Genomic DNA, 24,147 nt, shown 5'->3' on the forward strand with positions numbered 1-24,147 from the left:
GTAAAATTTGTGAGTTCTGCTCGAAAGAGCAACATGCGAATTTTCGGCGAATGTCGTCTTCACAGTATAACCAGATTGCTTGGGGTTATATGGTCAAGTGAAGAAGCGCATACGGTGGATGCCTTGGCAGTCAGAGGCGATGAAAGACGTGGTAGCCTGCGATAAGCTTTGGGGAGTCGGCAAACAGACTGTGATCCAGAGATCTCTGAATGGGGGAACCCACTCAGCACAAGCTGAGTATCTTGTACTGAATACATAGGTGCAAGAGGCGAACCAGGGGAACTGAAACATCTAAGTACCCTGAGGAAAAGAAATCAACCGAGATTCCCTTAGTAGTGGCGAGCGAACGGGGACCAGCCCTTAAGTTGATTTGAGATTAGTGGAACGCTCTGGAAAGTGCGGCCATAGTGGGTGATAGCCCCGTACACGAAAATCTCTTGTCAATGAAATCGAGTAGGACGGAGCACGAGAAACTTTGTCTGAATATGGGGGGACCATCCTCCAAGGCTAAATACTACTGACTGACCGATAGTGAACCAGTACCGTGAGGGAAAGGCGAAAAGAACCCCGGAGAGGGGAGTGAAATAGAACCTGAAACCGTATGCGTACAAGCAGTGGGAGCCTACTTTGTTAGGTGACTGCGTACCTTTTGTATAATGGGTCAGCGACTTATATTCAGTGGCGAGCTTAACCGAATAGGGGAGGCGTAGCGAAAGCGAGTCTTAATAGGGCGTTTAGTCGCTGGGTATAGACCCGAAACCGGGCGATCTATCCATGGGCAGGTTGAAGGTTAGGTAACACTGACTGGAGGACCGAACCGACTACCGTTGAAAAGTTAGCGGATGACCTGTGGATCGGAGTGAAAGGCTAATCAAGCTCGGAGATAGCTGGTTCTCCTCGAAAGCTATTTAGGTAGCGCCTCATGTATCACTCCAGGGGGTAGAGCACTGTTTCGGCTAGGGGGTCATCCCGACTTACCAAACCGATGCAAACTCCGAATACCTGGAAGTGCCGAGCATGGGAGACACACGGCGGGTGCTAACGTCCGTCGTGAAAAGGGAAACAACCCAGACCGTCAGCTAAGGTCCCAAAGTCATGGTTAAGTGGGAAACGATGTGGGAAGGCTTAGACAGCTAGGAGGTTGGCTTAGAAGCAGCCACCCTTTAAAGAAAGCGTAATAGCTCACTAGTCGAGTCGGCCTGCGCGGAAGATGTAACGGGGCTCAAACCATGCACCGAAGCTACGGGTGTCATCTTTGATGACGCGGTAGAGGAGCGTTCTGTAAGCCTGTGAAGGTGAGTTGAGAAGCTTGCTGGAGGTATCAGAAGTGCGAATGCTGACATGAGTAACGACAATGCGAGTGAAAAACTCGCACGCCGAAAGACCAAGGTTTCCTGCGCAACGTTAATCGACGCAGGGTTAGTCGGTCCCTAAGGCGAGGCTGAAAAGCGTAGTCGATGGAAAACAGGTTAATATTCCTGTACTTCCAGTTATTGCGATGGAGGGACGGAGAAGGTTAGGCCAGCCTGGCGTTGGTTGTCCAGGTTTAAGGTGGTAGGCTGAAATCTTAGGCAAATCCGGGATTTCAAGGCCGAGAGCTGATGACGAGTTGCCTTTAGGCGACGAAGTGGTTGATACCATGCTTCCAAGAAAAGCTCCTAAGCTTCAGATAACTGGGAACCGTACCCCAAACCGACACAGGTGGTTAGGTAGAGAATACCAAGGCGCTTGAGAGAACTCGGGTGAAGGAACTAGGCAAAATGGCACCGTAACTTCGGGAGAAGGTGCGCCGGCGAGGGTGAAGGACTTGCTCCGTAAGCCCATGCCGGTCGAAGATACCAGGCCGCTGCGACTGTTTATTAAAAACACAGCACTCTGCAAACACGAAAGTGGACGTATAGGGTGTGACGCCTGCCCGGTGCCGGAAGGTTAATTGATGGGGTTAGCGCAAGCGAAGCTCTTGATCGAAGCCCCGGTAAACGGCGGCCGTAACTATAACGGTCCTAAGGTAGCGAAATTCCTTGTCGGGTAAGTTCCGACCTGCACGAATGGCGTAACGATGGCGGCGCTGTCTCCACCCGAGACTCAGTGAAATTGAAATCGCTGTGAAGATGCAGTGTATCCGCGGCTAGACGGAAAGACCCCGTGAACCTTTACTATAGCTTTGCACTGGACTTTGAATTTGCTTGTGTAGGATAGGTGGGAGGCTTTGAAGTGGGGACGCCAGTTCTCATGGAGCCATCCTTGAAATACCACCCTGGCAACTTTGAGGTTCTAACTCAGGTCCGTTATCCGGATCGAGGACAGTGTATGGTGGGTAGTTTGACTGGGGCGGTCTCCTCCCAAAGAGTAACGGAGGAGTACGAAGGTGCGCTCAGACCGGTCGGAAATCGGTCGTAGAGTATAAAGGCAAAAGCGCGCTTGACTGCGAGACAAACACGTCGAGCAGGTACGAAAGTAGGTCTTAGTGATCCGGTGGTTCTGTATGGAAGGGCCATCGCTCAACGGATAAAAGGTACTCCGGGGATAACAGGCTGATACCGCCCAAGAGTTCATATCGACGGCGGTGTTTGGCACCTCGATGTCGGCTCATCACATCCTGGGGCTGAAGCCGGTCCCAAGGGTATGGCTGTTCGCCATTTAAAGTGGTACGCGAGCTGGGTTTAGAACGTCGTGAGACAGTTCGGTCCCTATCTGCCGTGGACGTTTGAGATTTGAGAGGGGCTGCTCCTAGTACGAGAGGACCGGAGTGGACGAACCTCTGGTGTTCCGGTTGTCACGCCAGTGGCATTGCCGGGTAGCTATGTTCGGAAGAGATAACCGCTGAAAGCATCTAAGCGGGAAACTTGCCTCAAGATGAGATCTCACTGGGATCTTGAATCCCCTGAAGGGCCGTCGAAGACTACGACGTTGATAGGTTGGGTGTGTAAGCGCTGTGAGGCGTTGAGCTAACCAATACTAATTGCCCGTGAGGCTTGACCATATAACACCCAAGCAATTTGCTAGCGCAGATTGCGGTGGTGAAGACGAAAGAACCGAAAATTCGCAACATCACAAATATCGCATATCCGAATTCGCTGGGCTGTCCATCTGGACATTCTGGCAACAGAATTTCTTGACGACCATAGAGCATTGGAACCACCTGATCCCATCCCGAACTCAGTAGTGAAACGATGCATCGCCGATGGTAGTGTGGGGTTTCCCCATGTGAGAGTAGGTCATCGTCAAGATTCATTTCGCAAAACCCCTATCTGCGTATGCAGGTAGGGGTTTTGTCTTTCTGGCCTACCAATCCCAGGCCTGCACACGCCCCTCTGTGGGAGCGGGTTCACCCGCGGACACCGGCAAAGCCGGTGCCATTCACCGCGTTGCCGGTTTCGCGGCGGTTCGATGCCTCGACTTGCCCGCTCCCATAACTCCCACAATTCGAGCCAGAACACTAGAATAGGCCCACGCACCTATTCAGAAGCGCTATATGCCCAATCCTGTCGAACCTGAAACCTTGGCCCAGTTGCCGCTGGACCAGCTTGTCGCCTGCCATGAATGCGACTTGCTGCTGCGCAAGCCTGTGCTCCAGCATGATGAGAAGGCCCAATGCCCGCGCTGCGGCTACGAGCTCTACGCCCATCGGCACAATGTGGTCAACCGCAGCCTGGCCCTGGTACTCACCGCCTTGCTGCTGTTTGTGCCTGCCAATTTCCTGCCGATCATGCAGCTGCACCTGCTTGGCCAGACATCGGACGATACCGTCTGGAGCGGCGTGCTGGGCCTGTACAACTCGGAAATGCGCGGCGTAGCTGTGGTGGTGTTCCTGTGCAGCATGGCCATCCCTCTGGCAAAACTGCTTTGTCAGCTGCTCGTGCTCCTGAGCATCCGCCTGAACGTGGGGCGTAGTTTCGGCCTGCTGTTCTACCGCATCTATCACCACTTGCGTGACTGGGGCATGCTCGAGGTCTATTTCATGGGCGTGCTGGTGGCCATCGTCAAGCTGGTGGACCTGGCCGAGCTGACTGTGGGCCTGGGGCTGTTCTGCTTCATCAGCCTGTTATTGATCCAGGTGTGGCTCGAGGTGGTGATGTCACCGCACCAGATCTGGAGTGCGCTATCGGGGGAGGACCTGCATGCGGGCGATTGATGCAGGCATTCTTGTCTGCAATGAGTGTCACGAGCTGAACAGGCAACAGCCAGGCAGCACTTCACAAACCTGTACACGCTGCGGTGCCATCGTGCATGCCCGTCGGCCGAACAGCATCGCGCGTACTTGGGCGCTGCTGATTGCCGCGTCGATCCTGTATATCCCGGCCAACATGCTGCCGATCATGACTGTGAGCACCCTGGGCCAAGGCAGCCCCGACACGATCATGTCCGGCGTCATCACCTTGCTCAAGCATGGCATGGTGCCCATTGCTGCGGTGGTGTTCATTGCCAGTATCCTGGTGCCTACGTTCAAGCTGGTGGGCATCGGCTTGCTATTGTACTCAGTTCAGCGCCGGCAGCCGCTTTCGGCGCGGCAACGGATATTGATGTACCGCTTCATCGAATTCATTGGGCGCTGGTCCATGCTCGATATCTTTGTCATCGCCATCCTGGTGGCGGTGGTGAATTTCGGCCGAATAGCCAGTGTCGAAGCCAACCTGGGCGCTGTCGCCTTTGCAACTGTGGTGATCCTGACAATGCTTGCCGCTTTAACTTTCGATCCCCGACTGATTTGGGATAACACGGAGTCGGATGACGACCATGAGTGACCTGCCAACGGCTAAAACCCGCCCAGCCTCGAACTGGTCGGCCATATGGATCCTGCCTTTGATCGCCTTGATGATCGGTGGCTGGCTTGCATGGCAGGCTTATCGTGATGCCGGTGTGGAAATTGAAGTCCGCTTCGAGTCAGGCGAGGGTATCGTCGCCAACAAGACCGAGGTGATCTACAAGGGCATGCCTGTTGGCAAGGTCAAAAGCCTGGTGCTCGACGCCAAGGGTGATAACCAGGGGGTGATCGCCACCATCGAGATGAACAAGGCTGCCGAGCCTCACCTGACCAAAGGTACGCGTTTCTGGCTGGTAAAGCCGAGCGTCAGCCTGGCCGGTATTTCCGGCCTTGAAACACTGGTGTCAGGCAACTACATCGCCGTCAGCCCGGGCGAGGGGGAACGTACCAAGCGTTTTACCGCGTTGAAGGTGGCGCCGCCGCTGTCGGATACTGAGCCGGGCCTGCACCTTACCCTCAAGGCCGAGCGGCTGGGGTCGCTCAACCGTGACAGCCCGGTGTTCTACAAGCAGATCCAGGTTGGCCGGGTGAAAAGCTACCGCCTGTCCGAGGACCAGAGCACTGTCGAAATCAAAGTCTTCATCGAGCCGGCATATGCCAGCCTGGTGCGCAAGCACACGCGTTTCTGGAATGCCAGCGGCGTCAGCATCGATGCCTCGCTCTCGGGCGTGAAAGTGCGTAGCGAATCGCTGTCGAGCATTGTTGCCGGTGGTATCGCCTTTGCCACGCCGGAACACCGCAAGGACAGCCCACCTACCGACTCGAACCTGCCGTTCCGTCTGTATGAGGACTTTGATGCGGCCCAGGCCGGTATCCGGGTAAAGGTGAAATTGAGCGATTACGAGGGCCTGCAGGCGGGCCGTACACCGGTCATGTACAAGGGCATCCAGGTGGGCTCGCTCAAAGCCCTGACAATGGCAGACAACCTGGCCAGCGCATCGGCCGAGCTTACGCTGGACCCGTTGGCCGAGGATTATCTGGTCGAGGGCACGCAGTTCTGGGTGGTCAAACCGTCGATTTCCCTGGCGGGTATCACCGGCCTGGAGGCGCTGGTCAAGGGTAACTACATCGCCATTCGCCCAGGTGACAAGGGGGCGCGGCCAGAGCGTGAGTTCGAAGCCCGCGCCAAGGCGCCGCCGCTCGACCTCAAGGCGCCAGGCCTGCACATGGTGCTGTTCGCCGACACCCTGGGTTCGCTGGAAGTCGGTAGCCCGGTCATGTACCGCCAAGTGAAGGTGGGTAGCGTGCAAAGCTACCAGTTTGCCCGCAACAGCAATCGCATCCTGATCGGTGTGCATATCGAGAAGGAATACGAAAAGCTGGTCAACGGTTCGTCGCGCTTCTGGAACGTCAGTGGTATCACCCTTACGGGCGGTCTGTCGGGTATCAAGATCAAGAGTGAATCACTGCAGACCTTGATGGCTGGTGGTATCGCGTTCGACACGCCACGGCCCGATGTTCCGCTCAAGCGCCACATCCCACGCTTCCGCCTGCATGACAGCCAGGACGCGGTCAACCGCGCAGGTACGTTGATCACCATTCGTGTGGACCGTGCCGACGGCCTCAAGCCAGGTACGGCAATTCGCTTCCGCGGCCTGGATGTGGGCAGCATCGAGAGCGTCGACCTGACCGATGACTTGCAGGCGGTGCTGCTGCGGGCGCGCATTACCGAAGCGGCGGATCGAATCGCCCGCGTCGGTACGCAGTTCTGGGTGGTCAAGCCCGCCTTCGGCCTGGTGCGCACGCAGAACCTCGACACCTTGGTGGGCGGGCAGTATCTGGAGGTGCAGCCGGCTGCCAAGGACCGTGGCCCGCAGCGCGATTTCATCGCCTTGGCCGACGCCCCGCAGGTGGCAGGGCCTGAAGTCGGCCTGCCGTTGACGCTGAGCGCCCCGCGCCGTGGCTCGATCAAGCCGGGCGTGCCGGTGACCTACCGTGAGGTTGCGGTGGGCAAGGTTACGGGCTTCGAGTTGGGCCAGAGCGCTGACCGCGTGTTGATCCATATCCTGATCGAACCGCGCTATGCGGCCCTGGTGCGCAGCGGTAGCCGCTTCTGGAACAGCAGCGGCTTCGGTTTCGACTGGGGGCTGTTCAAGGGGGCTACGGTGCGTACCGAGTCGGTGGAGACCATGATCGACGGCGGTATCGCCTTTGCCACGCCGGATGGTGAGCAGATGGGCAACCCGGCACGGCCGCAGCAGACGTTCGCCTTGTTCGACAAGGCCGAGGATGAATGGCTGCAGTGGGCGCCGAAGATTCAGATAGCCAAGTGATGTGGAGGCAGGGCTGCCAAATGCAGCCTTGCGCTTTTCCGTAGGAGCAGCCTTGTGCTGCGAATGGGCTGCGTAGCAGCCCCGACAATGTCCGCTGTCAGCTGAAGCCTGGGGCTACTATGCAGCTCATTCGCAGCACAAGGCTGCTCCTACAAAAAGCCGATCGTAATCAACTGGGCGGGATGCTTGCACAAATCGCAGGCAACAAAAAGCCGACCCTGGGGTCGGCTTTTCGACTAGCACGTCGCTTAGGCAGCTGCAGCTTCTTTCAGCGCCTTGATGTGGCCATTCAGACGGCCTTTGTGACGAGCAGCCTTGTTCTTGTGGATGATGCCCTTGTCGGCCATACGGTCGATTACAGGCACAGCCAGAACGTAAGCGGCTTGCGCTTTTTCGGCGTCTTTTGCGTCGATGGCTTTAACTACATTCTTGATGTAGGTGCGGACCATGGAACGCAGGCTGGCGTTGTGGCTGCGACGCTTCTCAGCCTGTTTTGCACGTTTCTTGGCGGAAGGTGTGTTGGCCACCGTCGAGCTCCTCGAAAGACTTTAGGTAAATAGCAAACAAAATAGGCCGCGAATCATGCCGATCAGTCGAACGGATGTCAAGGCCACCTGCAAGGTTCCGCCGAGCGGTGCGCCAACAAGAGGGAAATATTCCTTTCTGCTGCGCGACCTGTAAACTCGGGAATTTTTGGCTCCCCTGCGAAGGCGCGGGAGTATCGCACATTCGGACGCTGTCTGGCAGCGTCCTCTGCCCTTGGCGTGAATCTTTTCGATGAACCTGCTCAAATCCCTGGCTGCGGTAAGCTCGATCACCATGATTTCGCGGGTGCTGGGCTTTGTCCGCGACACCATCCTGGCGCGTGTTTTCGGTGCCGGCATCGCCACCGATGCCTTCTTCATCGCCTTCAAGCTGCCCAACCTGCTGCGGCGCATCTTCGCCGAGGGCGCGTTTTCCCAGGCCTTCGTGCCAATCCTGGCCGAATACAAGACCCAGCAAGGCGAGGAGGCGACCCGCACCTTCGTCGCCTATGTCAGCGGCCTGCTGACCCTGGTTCTGGCGCTGGTGACCGCCATCGGCATCCTGGCGGCGCCGTGGGTGGTGTGGGCGACCGCACCAGGTTTTGTCGACAGCGCCGAGAAATACGAGCTGACCACCGCCCTGTTGCGCGTGACTTTTCCTTATATATTGCTGATCTCGCTGTCGTCCCTGGCCGGAGCGATCCTCAATACCTGGAACCGTTTCTCGGTGCCGGCCTTTACCCCGACCCTGCTGAACGTGGCGATGATCGCCTTCGCCGTGCTGCTCACGCCGTATTTCGACCCGCCGATCATGGCCTTGGCGTGGGGCGTGCTGGCGGGCGGCCTTGCGCAGTTGCTGTACCAGCTGCCAGCGCTGAAGAAGATCGGCATGCTCGTCCTGCCACGCCTGAACTTGCGTGATGCCGGTGTGTGGCGGGTGCTCAAGCAGATGCTGCCGGCGATCCTCGGGGTGTCGGTGAGCCAGATCTCGCTGATCATCAACACCATCTTCGCCTCCTTCCTGGTGGCCGGTTCGGTGTCGTGGATGTACTACGCCGACCGCCTCATGGAGCTGCCTTCCGGCGTGCTGGGCGTGGCCCTGGGCACCATTCTGCTGCCTACCCTGGCCAAGACCTACGCCAACAAGGACCGCGAGGAGTACTCGCGTATCCTCGACTGGGGCCTGCGCCTGTGCTTCCTGCTGGTGCTGCCCTGCACCCTGGCCCTGGCCATCCTCGCCGAGCCACTGACGGTGGCGCTGTTCCAGTACGGCAAGTTCACTGCCGTCGACGCAGCCATGACCCAGAAAGCGCTGATTGCCTACTCCGTGGGCTTGCTGGCGATCATTCTGGTCAAGGTACTGGCACCCGGCTTCTATGCACAGCAGAATATCCGTACACCAGTGAAGATCGCGGTATTCACCCTGGTCTGCACCCAACTGTTCAACCTGGCCCTGATCGGCCCGCTTGCGCATGCCGGCCTGGCCTTGGCGATCAGCCTGGGGGCCTGCCTGAACGCCGGCCTGCTGTTCTGGAAGCTGCGCAGCCAGCAGCTGTTCCAGCCGCAGCCAGGCTGGGCGATGTTCCTGCTCAAGCTTGTGCTGGCGGTGGGGCTGATGTCGGCGGTGTTGCTGGCCGGCATGCATTACCTGCCGGCCTGGGAACAGGGCAACATGCTCGAGCGCCTGTTGCGCCTTGGGGTTCTGGTACTTGCGGGCGTCGTGACCTATTTCGGCTGCCTGTACCTGTGCGGCTTCCGGCCTCGGCATTTCGCCCGCAAGGCTTTGCACTAAGGCATCGGGCGGGTCAGGCGTCGGTTTTTCGCATTCCACGCCGCCCTTGGGCGCTGCTGCCTGTCACCGGCGCCCGGGTGTGGTTATAATCGGCCACTTTATGAGCAAGAAGCGCGTTATGCAGCTGGTTCGAGGTCTTCACAACCTGCGCCCCGAGCACCGGGGCTGTGTCGCCACCATTGGCAACTTCGACGGGGTTCACCGCGGCCACCAGGCGATCCTGGCGCGCCTGCGCGAGCGCGGCCAGGCCTTGGGCCTGCCGACCTGCGTGGTGATCTTCGAACCGCAACCACGCGAGTACTTCGCCCCCGATACCGCGCCGGCCCGCCTGGCGCGCCTGCGCGACAAGATCGAGCTGCTGGCGGCCGAGGGTATCGACCGGGTGCTGTGCCTGGCATTCAATCAGCGCCTGAGCAAGCTCAGTGCAGATGCCTTCGTCAAGGCCATCCTGGTCGACGGCCTGGGTGTGCGTCACCTCGAAGTGGGCGATGACTTCCGCTTCGGCTGCGACCGCGCCGGCGACTTCGCCTTTCTGGTCGAGGCCGGCGAGCAGTACGGCTTCACCGTCGAGGCTGCCAACACTGTGATCCAGGACGGCCTGCGGGTCAGCAGCACCGAAGTGCGCAATGCCCTGTCCGAAGGCAACTTCGAGCTGGCCGAGCACCTGTTGGGCCGCCCATACCGCATCACCGGCCGCGTGCTGCATGGCCAGAAGCTGGCCCGCCAGCTCGGCACACCTACCGCCAACATCCAACTCAAGCGCCGCCGCGTGCCGCTGTCCGGGGTCTACCTGGCCAGCATCGAAATCGACGGCAAGGCTTGGCCGGGTGTCGGCAACATCGGCGTGCGCCCCACCGTTGCCGGTGACGGGCGCCCGCACCTTGAGATTCATCTGCTGGACTATGCCGGCGATCTTTACGGCCGGCGCCTGACGGTGGAGTTCCACCACAAGCTGCGTGAAGAGCAGCGATTCGCCTCCCTGGAGGCGCTGAAGTCGGCGATCGATGCGGATATCGCCGCCGCACGTGCACATTGGCACGCTCAACCGCTAACGAAGAGCCTGAAATGACCGACTACAAAGCCACGCTTAACCTTCCGGACACCGCCTTCCCCATGAAGGCCGGCCTGCCTCAGCGCGAACCGCAGATCCTGCAGCGCTGGGACAGCATTGGCCTGTACCAGAAGCTGCGCGAAATTGGCAAGGATCGTCCAAAGTTCGTCCTGCACGACGGCCCGCCCTATGCCAACGGCAAGATTCACATCGGTCATGCGCTGAACAAGATCCTCAAGGACATGATCGTCCGTTCCAAGACCCTGGCCGGCTTCGATGCGCCGTATGTACCGGGCTGGGACTGCCATGGCCTGCCGATCGAGCACAAGGTCGAGGTCACTCACGGCAAGCACCTGTCCGCCGACCGTACACGCGAGCTGTGCCGCGAGTACGCCGCCGAGCAGATCGAAGGGCAGAAGACCGAGTTCATCCGCCTGGGCGTGCTGGGTGACTGGGACAACCCGTACAAGACCATGAACTTTGCCAACGAGGCCGGCGAAATCCGCGCCCTGGCCGAGATGGTCAAGCAAGGCTTCGTGTTCAAGGGCCTGAAACCGGTGAACTGGTGCTTCGATTGCGGCTCGGCCCTGGCCGAGGCGGAAGTCGAGTACGCCGACAAGAAATCGCAGACCATCGACGTTGCCTTCCCGGTAGCCGACGAGGCCAAGCTGGCTGCTGCCTTCGGCCTTGCGTCGCTGGCCAAGCCGGCCGCCATCGTGATCTGGACCACCACCCCGTGGACCATCCCGGCCAACCAGGCGCTGAACATCCATCCGGAGTTCAAGTACGCCCTGGTCGACACCGGCGAGCGCCTGCTGGTTCTGGCCGAAGAACTGGTCGAGTCGTGCCTCAAGCGCTACAGCCTGGAAGGCTCGGTCATCGCTACCGCCCAGGGTTCGGCACTGGAACTGATCAACTTCCGCCACCCGTTCTACGACCGCCTGTCGCCAGTCTACCTGGCTGACTATGTCGAACTGGGTGCCGGTACCGGCGTGGTGCACTCCTCGCCAGCCTACGGTGAAGACGACTTCGTTACCTGCAAGCGCTACGGCATGGTCAACGACGACATCCTTACCCCGGTGCAGAGCAACGGCGTGTACATCGACTCGCTGCCATTCTTCGGCGGCCAGTTCATCTGGAAGGCCAACCCGGCCATCGTCGAGAAACTGAGCGAAGTCGGTGCGCTTATGCACACCGAAACCATCAGCCACAGCTACATGCACTGCTGGCGCCACAAGACCCCACTGATCTACCGCGCCACCGCGCAGTGGTTCGTGGGTATGGACAAGCAGCCGACCACCGGCGAGCCGCTGCGTGAGCGAGCACTGAAAGCCATCGAGGACACCAAGTTCGTCCCGGCCTGGGGTCAGGCGCGCCTGCATTCGATGATCGCCAACCGCCCGGACTGGTGCATCTCGCGTCAGCGCAACTGGGGTGTACCGATCCCGTTCTTCCTGCACAAGCAGACCGGCGAGCTGCACCCGCGCACCGTCGAGCTGATGGAGGCGGTGGCCAAGCGTGTCGAACAGGAAGGCATCGAGGCTTGGTTCAAGCTGGACGCCGCCGAACTTCTGGGCGCTGAAGCCGAGCAGTACGACAAGATCACCGACACCCTGGACGTGTGGTTCGACTCGGGTACCACCCACTGGCACGTGCTGCGTGGTTCGCACGACATCGGCCACGCCACCGGCCCGCGTGCCGACCTGTACCTGGAAGGTTCCGACCAGCACCGCGGCTGGTTCCACTCGTCCTTGCTGACCGGTTGCGCCATCGACGGCCACGCGCCGTACCGCGAGCTGCTGACCCACGGCTTCACCGTCGACGAGAACGGCCGCAAGATGTCCAAGTCGCTGGGCAACACCATCGAGCCGGAGAAGGTCAACAACACCCTGGGTGCAGATATTCTGCGCCTGTGGGTTGCCGCTACCGACTATTCCGGTGAAATGGCCGTTTCCGAGCAGATCCTGCAGCGCAGCGCCGACGCCTACCGCCGTATCCGCAATACCGCACGCTTCCTGCTGTCCAACCTGTCCGGCTTCGACCCGGCCCGCGACCTGCTGGCCCCGGAAGACATGCTGGCGCTGGACCGCTGGGCCGTAGACCGCACCCTGCTGCTGCAACGCGAGCTGGAAGAGCACTACAGCGAGTACCGTTTCTGGAACGTCTACTCCAAGGTGCACAACTTCTGCGTACAGGAACTGGGCGGCTTCTACCTCGACATCATCAAGGACCGCCAGTACACCACCGGCGCCAACAGCGTCGCCCGCCGTTCGTGCCAGACCGCGCTGTACCACATCAGCGAGGCGCTGGTGCGCTGGATCGCGCCGATCCTGGCGTTCACCGCCGACGAAATCTGGCAGTACCTGCCAGGCGAGCGCAACGAGTCGGTAATGCTCAACGGCTGGTACCAAGGCCTGAGCGAGCTGCCGGAAGGCACCGAACTGGACCGCGCCTACTGGGACCGCGTGATGGCCGTCAAGGCATCGGTCAACAAGGAGCTGGAAAACCAGCGTACCGCCAAGGTCATCGGTGGCAACCTGCAGGCCGAAGTCACCCTGTACGCCGACGAAGGCCTGAGCGCCGACCTGGGCAAGCTGGGCGATGAACTGCGCTTCGTGCTGATCACCTCGGCCGCCAGCGTGGTGCCGTTCGCGCAGGCGCCGGCCGAAGCAGTGGCCACCGAAGTCGAAGGCCTCAAGCTGCAGGTCGTCAAGTCCGGCCACGCCAAGTGCGGCCGTTGCTGGCACTTCCGCGCAGACGTCGGCAGCCACCCGGAGCACCCGGAAATCTGCGGACGTTGCGTCGACAACCTGAGCGGCTCGGGCGAGGTGCGTCACTATGCCTAACCCTGCAGCGGGGCGCTTCGGGCGCCTTGCATGGCTTTGGCTGAGCCTGGTGGTACTGGTCCTCGACCAGGCCACCAAGCTGTATTTCAACAATGCCCTGACCATGTACCAGCAGGTTGTAGTCATCCCTGACTACTTCAGCTGGACCCTGGCCTACAACACCGGCGCGGCGTTCAGCTTCCTGGCGGAAAGCTCCGGCTGGCAGCGCTGGCTGTTCGCCCTGATCGCCGTGGTGGTCAGTGCCGTGCTGGTGGTGTGGCTCAAGCGCCTGGGGCGCAACGAGACCTGGCTGGCCGTGGCGCTGGCGCTGGTGCTGGGTGGCGCGATCGGCAACCTGTACGACCGCGTCGTGCTCGGCCATGTGGTCGACTTCATCCTGGTGCACTGGCAGAACCGCCATTACTTCCCGGCCTTCAACCTGGCCGACAGCGCCATCACCGTTGGTGCGGTGATGCTGGCGCTGGATATGTTCAAGAGCAAGAAGTCCGAGGATCCGGTCCATGACTGACACCCGTATCGGCCAGAACACCGAAGTCACCCTGCACTTCGCGCTGCACCTGGAAAACGGCGACACCGTCGACAGCACGTTCGACAAGGCCCCGGCCACCTTCAAGGTTGGCGATGGCAACCTGTTGCCAGGTTTCGAGAACGCCCTGTTCGGCTTCAAGGGCGGTGACAAGCGTACCGTGGTGGTGGCCCCGGAAAACGCCTTCGGCCAGCCCAACCCGCAGAACGTACAAGTCATGCCGCGGTCCCAGTTCGAGGGCATGGAGTTGTCCGAAGGGCTGTTGATCATCTTCAACGACGCCGCCAACACCGAGCTGCCGGGTGTGGTCAAAGCGTTCGATGAAGACCAGGTGACAATCGACTTCAATCACCCATTGGCTGGCAAGACCCTGACCTTCGAGGTGGAGATCCTCGAGGTGAAGGCCCTGTAAGCCTGGAGCCGAGCATGCAAATCAAACTCGCCAACCCTCGCGGCTTCTGCGCGGGGGTCGACCGGGCGATCGAGATCGTCAACCGCGCGCTGGAAGTCTTCGGCCCGCCGATCTATGTACGTCACGAAGTGGTGCACAACAAGTTCGTGGTGGAAGACCTGCGCAACCGCGGTGCCATCTTCGTCGAAGAGCTGGACCAGGTACCGGACGATGTCATCGTCATCTTCAGTGCCCACGGGGTTTCCCAGGCCGTGCGCCAGGAAGCTGCTGGCCGTGGCCTGAAAGTGTTCGATGCCACCTGCCCGCTGGTGACCAAGGTGCACATCGAAGTGGCCAAGTACAGCCGCGACGGCCGTGAGTGCATCCTCATCGGCCACGAAGGGCACCCGGAAGTCGAAGGTACCATGGGCCAGTACGACGCCAGCAACGGTGGCGCCATCTACCTCGTCGAAGACGAGGAGGATGTTGCCAACCTGCAGGTGAAGGACCCGGACCACCTGGCGTTCGTCACTCAGACCACGCTGTCGATGGACGACACCAGCCGCGTCATCGACGCCCTGCGTGCGCGCTTCCCGAACATTGGCGGCCCGCGCAAGGACGACATCTGCTACGCCACCCAGAACCGCCAGGACGCAGTCAAGCAACTGGCGGACGAGTGCGACGTGGTACTGGTGGTCGGCAGCCCGAACAGCTCCAACTCCAACCGCCTGCGCGAGCTGGCCGAGCGCATGGGCACCCCGGCCTACCTGATCGACGGTGCCGAGGACCTGCAGCGTGGCTGGTTCGACCAGACGGCGCGGGTCGGCATCACTGCCGGTGCGTCGGCCCCTGAGGTTCTGGTGCGTGGCGTGATCGAGCAGCTCAAGGCCTGGGGCGCTACCGGTGCTGAAGAGCTGGATGGGCGGGAAGAGAACATCACCTTCTCCATGCCCAAGGAGCTGCGGGTTCGGTCGCTGATCTGACCGCAGTTTGCGCGATCCCACTGTAGGAGCGGCCTTGTGTCGCGAGCAGGCTGCAAAGCAGCCCCAGGATTTCAGCGTTAGAGCTGATATTGCCGGGGCCGCTTTGCGGCCCGTTCGCGACACAAGGCCGCTCCTACGTTGACCGCGCTGATCTGCTAGTGGTGTCTTTGCATCGGGATTTTTTTGGCTCTCCCATCTGTACGTTGACCCTGCCAGTCGATGCCATCACCACTTGATACTGGCTAGTTGCGGTCAAGCGCTCGCAAATCTCCATCGTTGAAGCTAACCAATTACCGGTTGCCCCAAGCGGAACCCCCTGCGCACTGAATTTCAGTTGCTCGCCGCGGTTGCTCGTGATCTTCAGTGGCCGTGAAAGGCGCTGCTCACGCAGCACCTGCTGGTTATGCTCCAGCATCACCCGCCAACCATTTCCCCAATTACCGTCCAATGCCTGCACCAGCACCGGCTGGTTTTGCAACATGGCATGGCTGCGCGCACTGCGCAGCGCCTGCGCCAGGTCTCGTGCGGCTGCCGCCCTGTGTAGGTCGTCGCTCAATCTGGCGTAGGCCGGCATGCCAAGCTGTGTCAGCAATACGGCCACGCCCAGGGCCGACAACATTTGAATCAGTGTTACACCTCGTTGCTTCACCGTGCATTCCTCCCTGGAAGTGCTTGGCTGTAGCTTCACGGTCGTTGGACTGGCGGTCCAGTCGCCCGGGTTCAATGCAATTGCAGGAAAAGTCGCAGGAGGTGCAGGGATGCACGCAAGACAACGAGGCATGACGCTTCTGGAAGTGTTGTTGGCGGTGGGTGTGGTGGCCGTGGGCATGTTCGCAGCGGCAGGCCTGCAACTGCAGGCATTGCAGGCTGCGGAGGACGCGCGCCGCGATGGGCAGGCGGCAATGGCGGCGCACAGTGAGCATGAAAGGGCGCGACCATGAGCCGCGCCCAACGTGGTTTCGGCTTGCTTGAGCTGATGCTGGCGCTGACCATCGGGTTGCTGCTGTTGGCGGCGGCCAGCCAGCTATTTACCTCGGCCCACCATACCTGGCGGCTGCAAAGCACGGCAGTGCGCATGCAGGATGAGGCTCGCCTGGCATTGCTGCGAATGGCCCAGGATATCCGCATGACCGGGATGTTCGGCTGCTTGCGACTGCAGCCAAAGCACTTCGGCAGTTCGAGCGCAAAGCACGCATTCGCCCGGCCTATGGAGGTCGAAGCAACCACCCTCAGCCTGGTCGTTGCGGAGTTACCTGGGCAAGCCGGGGGGCCGCAGTGGTTCCTGCACACGGACTGTACTAGCAAAGTGTCTGTGGACGATGAGTTGAAGGAGGGCTACCCACAGGTTTACCCCATCAGCAGATATGTCTACCAACTCAAGGGCAATACGCTGAGATTCAAACGCAACGACAGCAATTTCCAGCCGCTGGTTGAAAATGTGCGGTCAATGCGTTTGCAGCGTGTGCAAATGGCACAAGGTGAGGGGGTGGATATTGCCCTGACGCTTTACGAACCCACGCTCGAACTCGAACAGCACCATGAACTGAGCGTCGCAATCCGCAACCCGGTGCCGGCCTCATGAGTCGTCAGCGTGGCATTGTCCTGTTGTTGGCCTTGGTCCTGAGCCTGCTGCTGGGGCTGCTTGCGGCATCCGCCCTGCGCGATGCGCTGGCGCAAACGCGGATGACCGGCTATCTGAGCGAAGGCCTGCTGGCGCTGGAGCAGGCCGAGGCCACGTTGCTGGCAGGGGCTGGGGAGCTCGAACGGGCTCCCCCCGACCCTTGTGAAGCGTGCCCACCACCAACTCGACCGCATGACCTGAAGGGGCAGTGGCAGCGCACACCAACCGGCTACTTCCATTTGCAGAATCTGGGTACCAGCGAATACGCCGCGCATATGCCGGAAGGGCAGCAGGTCACCCTGTATCGCGTCACCGCCGTAAGCCTGCAAACCCAGTCACGGCATGTGCTGGAAGCGGTCTATGCCATGGGCGAGGACACGACCCGGCGCATTGCCTGGCGCCAGAGATTGCGAGGAGACTGACATGCAGCAAGGCTTGAGCCTGATCGAGCTGTTGATTGTGCTGGCCGTGACCGGCATTCTGGCAGCCATTGCCTACCCCAGTTACAGCGACCAGCTACGGCGAGCCGCGCGCAGCGAAGTGGTTGGCCTGCTGCATGACGCCGCCCTGCGCCTGGAGCGCCACCGCGTACGCACTGGCCAATACGCCGAGGGCGACCCTGCCTTGCCTGGCGGTACCCGCTATTACAGCCTGCAGGCCCAGCGCGACAGCGACACCTTCACGCTGCGCGCCCGGCGGCTGCCGAGCGGGCTGATGGCGCAGGACCGCTGTGGCGATTTCCAGCTCGACCAGGCCGGCGTGCAGCGCAATCCGGGTGCCGTCGAAGACAGTGTGCACTGCTGGGGAAGCTGAAGATTGAATGATGCCCGGCGCATCGCGGATTTACTTCAGGTGTTGGATCGACAGATGAGCAAGCAAGTAGTGGTGGTCGGTGGCGGGGTGATTGGCCTGCTGACGGCATTCAACCTGGCGGCGAAGGTCGGGCAGGTGGTGGTGTGTGATCAGGGGGAAGTCGGCCGCGAGTCGTCCTGGGCCGGCGGTGGCATCGTCTCGCCGCTGTACCCGTGGCGCTACAGCCCGGCCGTGACCGCCTTGGCACACTGGTCGCAAGACTTTTATCCACAGCTGGGCGAGCGTTTGTTCGCCAGCACAGGCGTTGATCCCGAGGTGCACACCACCGGCTTGTACTGGCTCGACCTGGACGACGAAGCCGAAGCGCTGGCCTGGGCCGAGCGTGAGCAGCGGCCGCTGAGTGCCGTGGATATCTCGGCGGCCTATGACGCGGTGCCGGTGCTGGGCCCGGGCTTCAAGCGTGCCATCTACATGGCCGGCGTGGCCAACGTGCGCAACCCGCGCCTGGTGAAGTCGCTCAAGGCTGCGTTGCTGGCGTTGCCCAACGTGACCTTGCGAGAGCACTGCCAGATTACCGGTTTCGCCGAGCAAGGCGGCCGCGTGACCGGTGTGCAGACGGCAGACGGCGTGCTTGCGGCGGATGAGGTGGTGCTCAGTGCTGGCGCCTGGAGTGGCGACCTGCTGCGTACGCTCGGCCTGGAGCTGCCAGTGGAGCCGGTGAAGGGCCAGATGATTTTGTTCAAATGTGCCGAAGACTTCCTGCCGAGCATGGTGCTGGCCAAGGGGCGGTATGCGATCCCTCGGCGGGATGGGCATATTCTGGTAGGTAGCACGCTTGAGTATGCCGGGTATGACAAGACCCCGACCGAGGAGGCGTTGGAGAGCCTGAGGGCCTCGGCGGTGGAGTTGTTGCCTGAGCTCGAGGGGGCCACGGTGGTGGCGCACTGGGCCGGGCTGCGGCCGGGGTCGCCGGAAGGTATTCCGTATATCGGGCCGGTGCCGGGGCATGCGGGGTTGTGGTTGAACTGCGGGCATTACCGCAACGGGCTGGTGCTGGCGCCGGCTTCGTGTCAGCTGTTTACCGACCTGTTGACCGGGGCAGAGCCGATCATTGACCCGGCGCCGTATGCGCCAGCCGGGCGATTGAACTGAGGGCCTCTTCGCGGGTAAACCCGCTCCCACAGGTACATCACAGGTTTCGAAAACTGTGCGATCCCTGTGGGAGCGGGTTTACCCGCGAAAGGGCCGGAGAGGCAAGTAGACATTTCAGCCGGTAATCGGTGCCTGCAAGTGCCGGCTAGGGTAATGCTGCTCATAGACCTTGCACACCCGCAGCACCTGCTCATCGGCAAAGCGCCCGGCCACCACCTGCAGCCCCACCGGCAACCCCTCGCGGGTGAACCCGCACGGCACCGAAGCCGCCGGCTGCTGAGTCAGGTTGAAGGGATAGCTGAACGGCGTCCATTCCATCCACTGCGTCATCCTCGACCCAGGCGGCACATTGTGCCCGGCCTCGAATGCCACCAGCGGTAGCATCGGCGATACCAGTACGTCATGACGCTGGTGGAAGGCATTCATTTTTGCGATCAAATCTGCCCGTGCCTCCAGGGCCTGGGTGTATTCGCCAAGGCTGATTCGCGCTCCCTGTTCGGCAATCCGGCGCAGCCCTGGGTCAAGCAGCGCTCGCTGTTCATCGCTGAACGCACCGGCCAACCGCGCCGCCCCGGCAAACCACAGGGTATTGAACGTCTCCAGCGGGTCACCGAACCCTGGGTCGACTTCCTCAACCTGTGCGCCCAGCCGTGCCAGGCGCTGCACGGCCTGGGCCACCAGTGCCTGGACCTGCGGGTCGACCTGCACGTAACCGAAGTTGGCACTGTAGGCGATGCGCAGGCCGCTCAGGTCCTGTTCCTGGCCCAGCCACGGCGCCTGCCTGGGGGCGCCGGCCAACCCGTCACGCGCATCGGGGCGGGCTACACAGTCGAGCACCAGTACCGAATCGTCGACGGTGCGCGTCATCGGCCCCAGGTGCGACAGCACGGTCATGGCACTGGCCGGCCATTGCGGTACGTAGCCGAAGGTCGGCTTGATGCCGAAGGTGCCGGTAAAGGCGCAAGGGATTCGAATAGAGCCGCCGGCATCGCTGCCCTGGTGCAGCACGCCCAGGTTCAGCGCGGCTGCCGCCGCGGCGCCACCAGACGAGCCGCCGGCGGTCAGCCGGGTATCCCACGGGTTGCGGGTGATGCCGTACAGCGGGTTGTCGGTCACCCCCTTCCAACCGAACTCCGGCGTGGTGGTCTTGCCCACCAACACGGCGCCGGCTTCGCGCATGAAGGCCGTGAAGGGCGCATCGACTTCCCACGGGCCGGCGCCCGAGGTGGTGCGCGAGCCCTTGCGTGTGGGCATGCCACGGGTCAGGGTAAGGTCCTTGATCGAGGCGGGTACGCCATCCAGCCGGCCGCAGGGCTCGCCACGCTGCCAGCGCTGTTCGCTGGCGCGGGCGGCGACGCGGGCACCTTCGCCGTCGACATGGCAATAGGCGTTGACTGCCGGGTTGTGCAGGTCGATGCGCGCCAACACATCGTCGATCACCTCGACCGGTGACAGTTGGCGGCGCTGGTACAATTCGAGCAGTTCGACGGCGGTGAACTCGCCAATCGCGGTTTTCTGGGTCATCTCAATGGGCTCCCTGGGTGGCGGCCTGGAACATGGCGCGCAGCAGCACGTCGCAGCCATCGGCCAGGTCCTGTGGCGCGGCATTTTCGATTTCGTTGTGGCTGATGCCGCCCTCGCAGGGCACGAAGATCATCCCGGCCGGGCCCAGTTCGGCGAGGAAGATCGCGTCGTGGCCGGCGCCGCTGACGATATCCATGTGGCTCAGGCCCAGCTCCCGCGCGCCTTGGCGCACGGCGTCCACGCACTGCTCGGCGAAATACAGCGGCGGGAAGTCGGCGGTTGGCGTCAGCTCGTAACTCAACCCGTGCCTTGTCGTGCTGGTTTCAATGGCCGCGCGTACTTCGCTGACCATGGTGGCGAGGTGCTCGGGGTCGAGGTGGCGCAGGTCGATGGTCATCTGCACCCGGCCGGGGATGACATTGCGCGAGCCCGGGTGCAGGTTCAGACAGCCGACGGTGCCGCAGGCATGCGGCTGGTGGGCATGGGCCACGCGGTTGACCGCAGCCACCACCTCGGCGGCGCCGACGAGGGCATCCTTGCGCAGGTGCATCGGGGTGGGGCCGGCATGGGCCTCGACGCCGGTCAGTACCAGGTCGAACCATTTCTGTCCCAGGCAGCCTTGGACCACGCCAATGGTGGTGCGCTGGTCTTCCAGCACCGGACCTTGTTCGATATGCGCCTCGAAGTAGGCACCGACCGCATGCCCGGTGGGCACGCGTGGGCCTGCGTAACCGATGCGCTGGAGCTCCGCGCCTACCGACAGGCCTTGGTCGTCGACCTTGGCCAAGGTCTCCTGCAGGCCGAACTTACCGGCGAACACCCCCGAGCCCATCATGCACGGCGGGAAACGCGAGCCTTCCTCGTTGGTCCATACCACCACTTCCAGCGGGGCCTCGGTGGTCAGGTCCAGGTCGTTCAGGGTGCGCAGCACCTCGAGGCCGGCCATCACCCCGTAGCAACCGTCGAACTTGCCACCGGTGGGTTGGGTGTCGATGTGGCTGCCGGTCATGACTGGCGGCAGGGCCGGGTTGCGCCCCGGGCGGCGGGCGAAGATGTTGCCGATGGCGTCGATGCTGACCGTGCAGCCGGCGTCTTCGCACCAGCGCACGAACAGGTCGCGGGCCTGGCGGTCGAGGTCGGTCAGGGCCAGGCGGCATACTCCACCCTTGGCGGTGGCGCCGAGCTGTGCCAGGTCCATCAGCGATTGCCAGAGGCGTTCGCGGTTGACCAGCGGGCCCTGGCCGAGCAGGTGCTGCGAGGGAACGATGCGGGTGTTCATGGTTCATCTCTCCTGAAATGACTGGGTTGCTTGTACTGGCCTTTTCGCGGGCGAACCCGCTCCCACAGGGACATCACTGCCTTCAGGTGTGGGAGCGGGTTTACCCGCGAAGAGGCCAGTACAGGTAAACGAGGCCTGTATCAGGCACTCAGGGCCAGGTAACGGTTCTTGATGCTCGGGTCCTCGCGGAACTGCGCCGCACTGCCCTGGTAGGCGACGCGGCCCTGCTCCAGCACGTAGTGGCGGTCGGCGAGGGCATCGCAGACCATCAGGTTCTGCTCCACCAGCAGGATCGACAGGCCTTCGTCCTTGATCCGCCGCAGAATCCTCACCAGTTCGTCGACGATCACCGGGGCCAGGCCTTCGGTGGGCTCGTCGAGGATCAGCAGCTTGGGCCCGTTGAGCAGGGCGCGGGCGATGGCCAGCATCTGCTGCTCGCCGCCGGACAGGGCGAAACCGCCGTTGCGTCGCCGTTCCTTCAGCCGCGGGAACATGCTGTACACGTCTTCCAGCTGCCAGCGGCTGTCCTTGCGAACGGCAATCCTCAGGTTCTCCTCCACGCTGAGCTGGCGAAAGATGCCGCGGTGCTCCGGCACCAGGGCAATGCCAAGCCGGGCGATATCGAAGATTTCGCGGCCGACCAACTGCTGGCCGTCGAAGCTGATCTGCCCCTGCCGTGGGCGGACGATGCCGAGGATGCTGCGCAGGGTAGTGGTCTTGCCGGCGCCGTTGCGCCCCAGCAGGGTCACCAGTTCGCCAGCTTCCACTTTGAGCGAGACGCCTTCGAGCACATGGCTCTTGTCGTAGTAGGAATGGATCGAATCGACGTTGAGCATCAGGCGGCCTCTCCAAGGTAGGCGGTGCGGACACGCTCGTCGTTGCGCACCTGTTCAGGGGTACCCTCGACCAGGATCTGGCCGTGGCTCATCACCGTGATGCGCTGGCTGATCGACATGACGATGCTCATGTTGTGCTCGATCAGCAGCACGGTGTGGTCGCGGCCGAGGTCGCTGATCAAGTCGGTCATCACCGGGATGTCATCGATGCCCATGCCCGAAGTGGGTTCGTCGAGCATCAGCAGGGTGGGTTTGGCGCAGATCGACATGCCCACCTCCAGCACCCGTTGCTGGCCGTGCGACAGCTCGCCGGCCAGGGTCTCGGCGCGGGCGGTGAGCTTCAGGCGCTCCAGCACTTGGTCGGCGGTGTCCCAGTGGCTGCGCTTGTGCTCGACGCTGCGCCAGAAGTTCAGCGCACCCAGGCCATCGCGGCCCTGGGCGGCCAGGCGCAGGTTCTCGCGTACCGACAGGTTCTGGAACAGGCTGGTGAGCTGGAACGAACGGGCCATGCCCAGCGCCACGCGCCCGTGGGAAGGCTTGCGGATGATGTCCTGGCCGTTGAACAGTATCTTGCCCGCGGTGGCCTGGCGCTCGCCGGTCAGGCAGTGGAACAGGCTGGTCTTGCCGGCGCCGTTGGGGCCGATGATGGTGTGGATGGAGCCGGCGCGAACCTTTAGGTCGACGCCCGCAACTGCCTTGAAAGGCCCGTAGGCCAGTTCCAGCTGGCGGGTTTCCAGGAGGTAGTCGCTCATCACAGGGTCTCCTTGGTCTTGGCCTGGGGTTTGTCATTGGCATTGCGGTTAGCCAGCAGGCGCTTGCCCAGTTCGGCCAGGCCGCCCCACAGGCCGCCACGCATGAACACCACCACCAGGATCAGGATCACCCCCAGCAGCATCAGCCAGCGCGGCCACAGCTCCGACAGCACATCGCCCAGCAGCACGATGGCGCCGGCCCCCAGCAGCGAACCGAACAGCGAGCCCGTGCCGCCGACGATGGTCATGATCAGGATGTTCTCGCTCATCATCAGGTCGATGTTCGACAGCGGCGCAAAGTGCAGCAGCATGGCGTACAGCGCCCCGGCGATACCGGTAATGGCGCCCGACAGCATGAACACCAGTATCTTGAAGTGGCGGGTGTCGTAGCCGATTGCTGCAGCGCGGGTCTCGTTTTCGCGGATGGCCAGCAGGGTGCTGCCGAATGGCGAGCGGATCACCCGCAGGGCGCCGGCAAAGATCAGCAGGAACAGTACCGCGACGAACACATAGAAGTGCCGTGGGTCGGCCAGGTCGACCAGCACATGGCTGGCGATTTCGATGTTGGGCCGGGGCACATCGAGCAGGCCGTTGTCACCGCCGGTCCAGCCGCTGAGGGTGTAGGCCAGAAAATAGGCCATCTGGCTGAAGGCCAGGGTCAGCATGACGAAGTAGATACCCGTGCGGCGGATCGCCAGGGCGCCTACCAGCAGCGCCAGGAAGGCACCGAACACGGCTGCGCCAAGCAGCGCGGCGAACATGCCCCACTGCAGGTGGATCATCAGCAGCGCCGCGCCATAGGCGCCTACGCCAAAGAAGATGCCCTGGCCGAACGACAGCAGGCCGGTGTAGCCGAGCAGCAGGTTGCAGGCCAGCGCCGCCAGCGCAAAGATCAGGATCTCGGTGGCCAGGGTGGCCGATGGCAGCAGCAGCGGCAGTGCCACCAGGCTGGCGACCACCAGCAACAGCAGGGCCGGGGCGCGGCCCTTGGCGACCGGCAAAGGGTTTTTCTCGCTCAT

The 24,147-nt window shown here is 61.9% G+C and carries 21 protein-coding genes and 2 rRNA genes; 16 read left to right on the forward strand and 7 right to left on the reverse strand.

Going from position 1 to position 24,147, the window contains the following annotated elements; genetic code table 11:
• Positions 1 to 91: 91 nt before the first annotated feature.
• The 5 genes from V3314_RS06855 (at position 92) to V3314_RS06875 (ending at position 7,038) form a co-directional block, all read left to right on the forward strand.
• Positions 92 to 2,983: ribosomal RNA gene (locus V3314_RS06855) — 23S ribosomal RNA — on the forward strand.
• A 131-nt stretch (positions 2,984 to 3,114) separates the two neighbouring features.
• Positions 3,115 to 3,230, forward strand: a 5S ribosomal RNA gene (rrf, locus tag V3314_RS06860).
• A gap of 245 nt (positions 3,231 to 3,475) precedes the next feature.
• The gene (locus tag V3314_RS06865) at positions 3,476 to 4,135 is read left to right on the forward strand and encodes a paraquat-inducible protein A (RefSeq protein ID WP_085601765.1); all 660 of its coding nucleotides are present in this window, start codon (positions 3,476 to 3,478) and stop codon (positions 4,133 to 4,135) included.
• Positions 4,122 to 4,745, forward strand: a complete 624-nt coding sequence (locus tag V3314_RS06870; protein WP_046617005.1) for a paraquat-inducible protein A — start codon at positions 4,122 to 4,124, stop codon at positions 4,743 to 4,745. The genes V3314_RS06865 and V3314_RS06870 overlap by 14 nt, the downstream gene beginning before the upstream one ends.
• On the forward strand, positions 4,738 to 7,038 hold the full coding sequence (locus V3314_RS06875; protein ID WP_046617006.1) for an MlaD family protein: 2,301 nt from the start codon (positions 4,738 to 4,740) through the stop codon (positions 7,036 to 7,038). The genes V3314_RS06870 and V3314_RS06875 overlap by 8 nt, the downstream gene beginning before the upstream one ends.
• A gap of 248 nt (positions 7,039 to 7,286) precedes the next feature.
• On the opposite strand, the gene rpsT is transcribed toward V3314_RS06875, so the two are convergent.
• Entirely contained in the window at positions 7,287 to 7,565 is a 279-nt protein-coding gene (rpsT, locus tag V3314_RS06880; protein WP_003247625.1) for a 30S ribosomal protein S20, read from the reverse strand.
• Between the two features lie 250 nt (positions 7,566 to 7,815).
• Here rpsT and murJ point away from each other — a divergent pair, with 250 nt between their 5' ends.
• The 6 genes from murJ to ispH all read left to right on the forward strand — a co-directional run bounded on the left by murJ (position 7,816) and on the right by ispH (position 15,151).
• On the forward strand, positions 7,816 to 9,354 hold the full coding sequence (gene murJ / locus V3314_RS06885) for a murein biosynthesis integral membrane protein MurJ (protein WP_046617007.1): 1,539 nt from the start codon (positions 7,816 to 7,818) through the stop codon (positions 9,352 to 9,354).
• A 118-nt stretch (positions 9,355 to 9,472) separates the two neighbouring features.
• A complete protein-coding gene (gene ribF / locus V3314_RS06890) occupies positions 9,473 to 10,423 on the forward strand; it encodes a bifunctional riboflavin kinase/FAD synthetase (protein WP_046617008.1) in 951 nt (316 codons plus the stop codon).
• Positions 10,420 to 13,251, forward strand: a complete 2,832-nt coding sequence (ileS, locus tag V3314_RS06895) for an isoleucine--tRNA ligase (RefSeq protein ID WP_046617009.1) — start codon at positions 10,420 to 10,422, stop codon at positions 13,249 to 13,251. Before ribF ends, ileS begins: the two co-directional genes overlap by 4 nt.
• Positions 13,244 to 13,759: a signal peptidase II gene (lspA, locus tag V3314_RS06900; protein WP_025337596.1), complete on the forward strand. Its 516-nt coding sequence runs from the start codon at positions 13,244 to 13,246 to the stop codon at positions 13,757 to 13,759. The genes ileS and lspA overlap by 8 nt, the downstream gene beginning before the upstream one ends.
• Positions 13,752 to 14,189 carry an FKBP-type peptidyl-prolyl cis-trans isomerase gene (gene fkpB, locus V3314_RS06905; RefSeq protein ID WP_046617010.1) on the forward strand — a complete coding sequence of 146 codons (438 nt, stop codon included), beginning with the start codon at positions 13,752 to 13,754 and terminating at the stop codon, positions 14,187 to 14,189. Before lspA ends, fkpB begins: the two co-directional genes overlap by 8 nt.
• Positions 14,190 to 14,203: 14 nt before the next feature.
• Positions 14,204 to 15,151 (forward strand): 4-hydroxy-3-methylbut-2-enyl diphosphate reductase, encoded by a 948-nt coding sequence (gene ispH / locus V3314_RS06910; protein WP_013970753.1) that lies wholly within the window; start codon positions 14,204 to 14,206, stop codon positions 15,149 to 15,151.
• Positions 15,152 to 15,284: 133 nt separating this feature from the next.
• On the opposite strand, the gene V3314_RS06915 is transcribed toward ispH, so the two are convergent.
• Positions 15,285 to 15,800, reverse strand: a complete 516-nt coding sequence (locus tag V3314_RS06915) for a GspH/FimT family pseudopilin (protein WP_046617011.1) — start codon at positions 15,798 to 15,800, stop codon at positions 15,285 to 15,287.
• A 109-nt stretch (positions 15,801 to 15,909) separates the two neighbouring features.
• Here V3314_RS06915 and V3314_RS06920 point away from each other — a divergent pair, with 109 nt between their 5' ends.
• The 5 genes from V3314_RS06920 to thiO are packed head-to-tail and all read left to right on the forward strand — an operon-like array spanning position 15,910 to position 18,737.
• Positions 15,910 to 16,092 (forward strand): prepilin-type N-terminal cleavage/methylation domain-containing protein, encoded by a 183-nt coding sequence (locus tag V3314_RS06920; RefSeq protein ID WP_046617012.1) that lies wholly within the window; start codon positions 15,910 to 15,912, stop codon positions 16,090 to 16,092.
• Complete coding sequence (locus tag V3314_RS06925; protein ID WP_046617013.1) at positions 16,089 to 16,733, forward strand: prepilin-type N-terminal cleavage/methylation domain-containing protein; 645 nt, start codon at positions 16,089 to 16,091, stop codon at positions 16,731 to 16,733. The genes V3314_RS06920 and V3314_RS06925 overlap by 4 nt, the downstream gene beginning before the upstream one ends.
• Positions 16,730 to 17,194, forward strand: coding sequence for a hypothetical protein (locus V3314_RS06930; protein ID WP_046617014.1), 465 nt, complete (start codon positions 16,730 to 16,732; stop codon positions 17,192 to 17,194). The genes V3314_RS06925 and V3314_RS06930 overlap by 4 nt, the downstream gene beginning before the upstream one ends.
• A 1-nt stretch (position 17,195) precedes the next feature.
• Complete coding sequence (locus V3314_RS06935; RefSeq protein WP_046617015.1) at positions 17,196 to 17,585, forward strand: type IV pilin protein; 390 nt, start codon at positions 17,196 to 17,198, stop codon at positions 17,583 to 17,585.
• Positions 17,586 to 17,639: 54 nt separating this feature from the next.
• Positions 17,640 to 18,737 (forward strand): glycine oxidase ThiO, encoded by a 1,098-nt coding sequence (gene thiO / locus V3314_RS06940; protein WP_046617016.1) that lies wholly within the window; start codon positions 17,640 to 17,642, stop codon positions 18,735 to 18,737.
• Positions 18,738 to 18,851: 114 nt separating this feature from the next.
• On the opposite strand, the gene V3314_RS06945 is transcribed toward thiO, so the two are convergent.
• From V3314_RS06945 to V3314_RS06965, 5 genes are all read right to left on the reverse strand, one after another.
• Positions 18,852 to 20,261: an amidase gene (locus V3314_RS06945; protein WP_338460053.1), complete on the reverse strand. Its 1,410-nt coding sequence runs from the start codon at positions 20,259 to 20,261 to the stop codon at positions 18,852 to 18,854.
• A 1-nt stretch (position 20,262) separates the two neighbouring features.
• Entirely contained in the window at positions 20,263 to 21,540 is a 1,278-nt protein-coding gene (locus V3314_RS06950) for a Zn-dependent hydrolase (protein ID WP_338460054.1), read from the reverse strand.
• 140 nt (positions 21,541 to 21,680) lie between these two features.
• Complete coding sequence (locus V3314_RS06955) at positions 21,681 to 22,376, reverse strand: ABC transporter ATP-binding protein (protein WP_046617019.1); 696 nt, start codon at positions 22,374 to 22,376, stop codon at positions 21,681 to 21,683.
• Positions 22,376 to 23,128 (reverse strand): ABC transporter ATP-binding protein, encoded by a 753-nt coding sequence (locus tag V3314_RS06960; RefSeq protein ID WP_046617020.1) that lies wholly within the window; start codon positions 23,126 to 23,128, stop codon positions 22,376 to 22,378. Before V3314_RS06960 ends, V3314_RS06955 begins: the two co-directional genes overlap by 1 nt.
• Entirely contained in the window at positions 23,128 to 24,147 is a 1,020-nt protein-coding gene (locus tag V3314_RS06965; protein WP_338460055.1) for a branched-chain amino acid ABC transporter permease, read from the reverse strand. The genes V3314_RS06960 and V3314_RS06965 overlap by 1 nt, the downstream gene beginning before the upstream one ends.

It is taken from the genome of Pseudomonas sp. TE3-3-F2023, assembly GCF_036784815.1.
Classification (GTDB): Bacteria; Pseudomonadota; Gammaproteobacteria; order Pseudomonadales; family Pseudomonadaceae; genus Aquipseudomonas; species Aquipseudomonas pudica.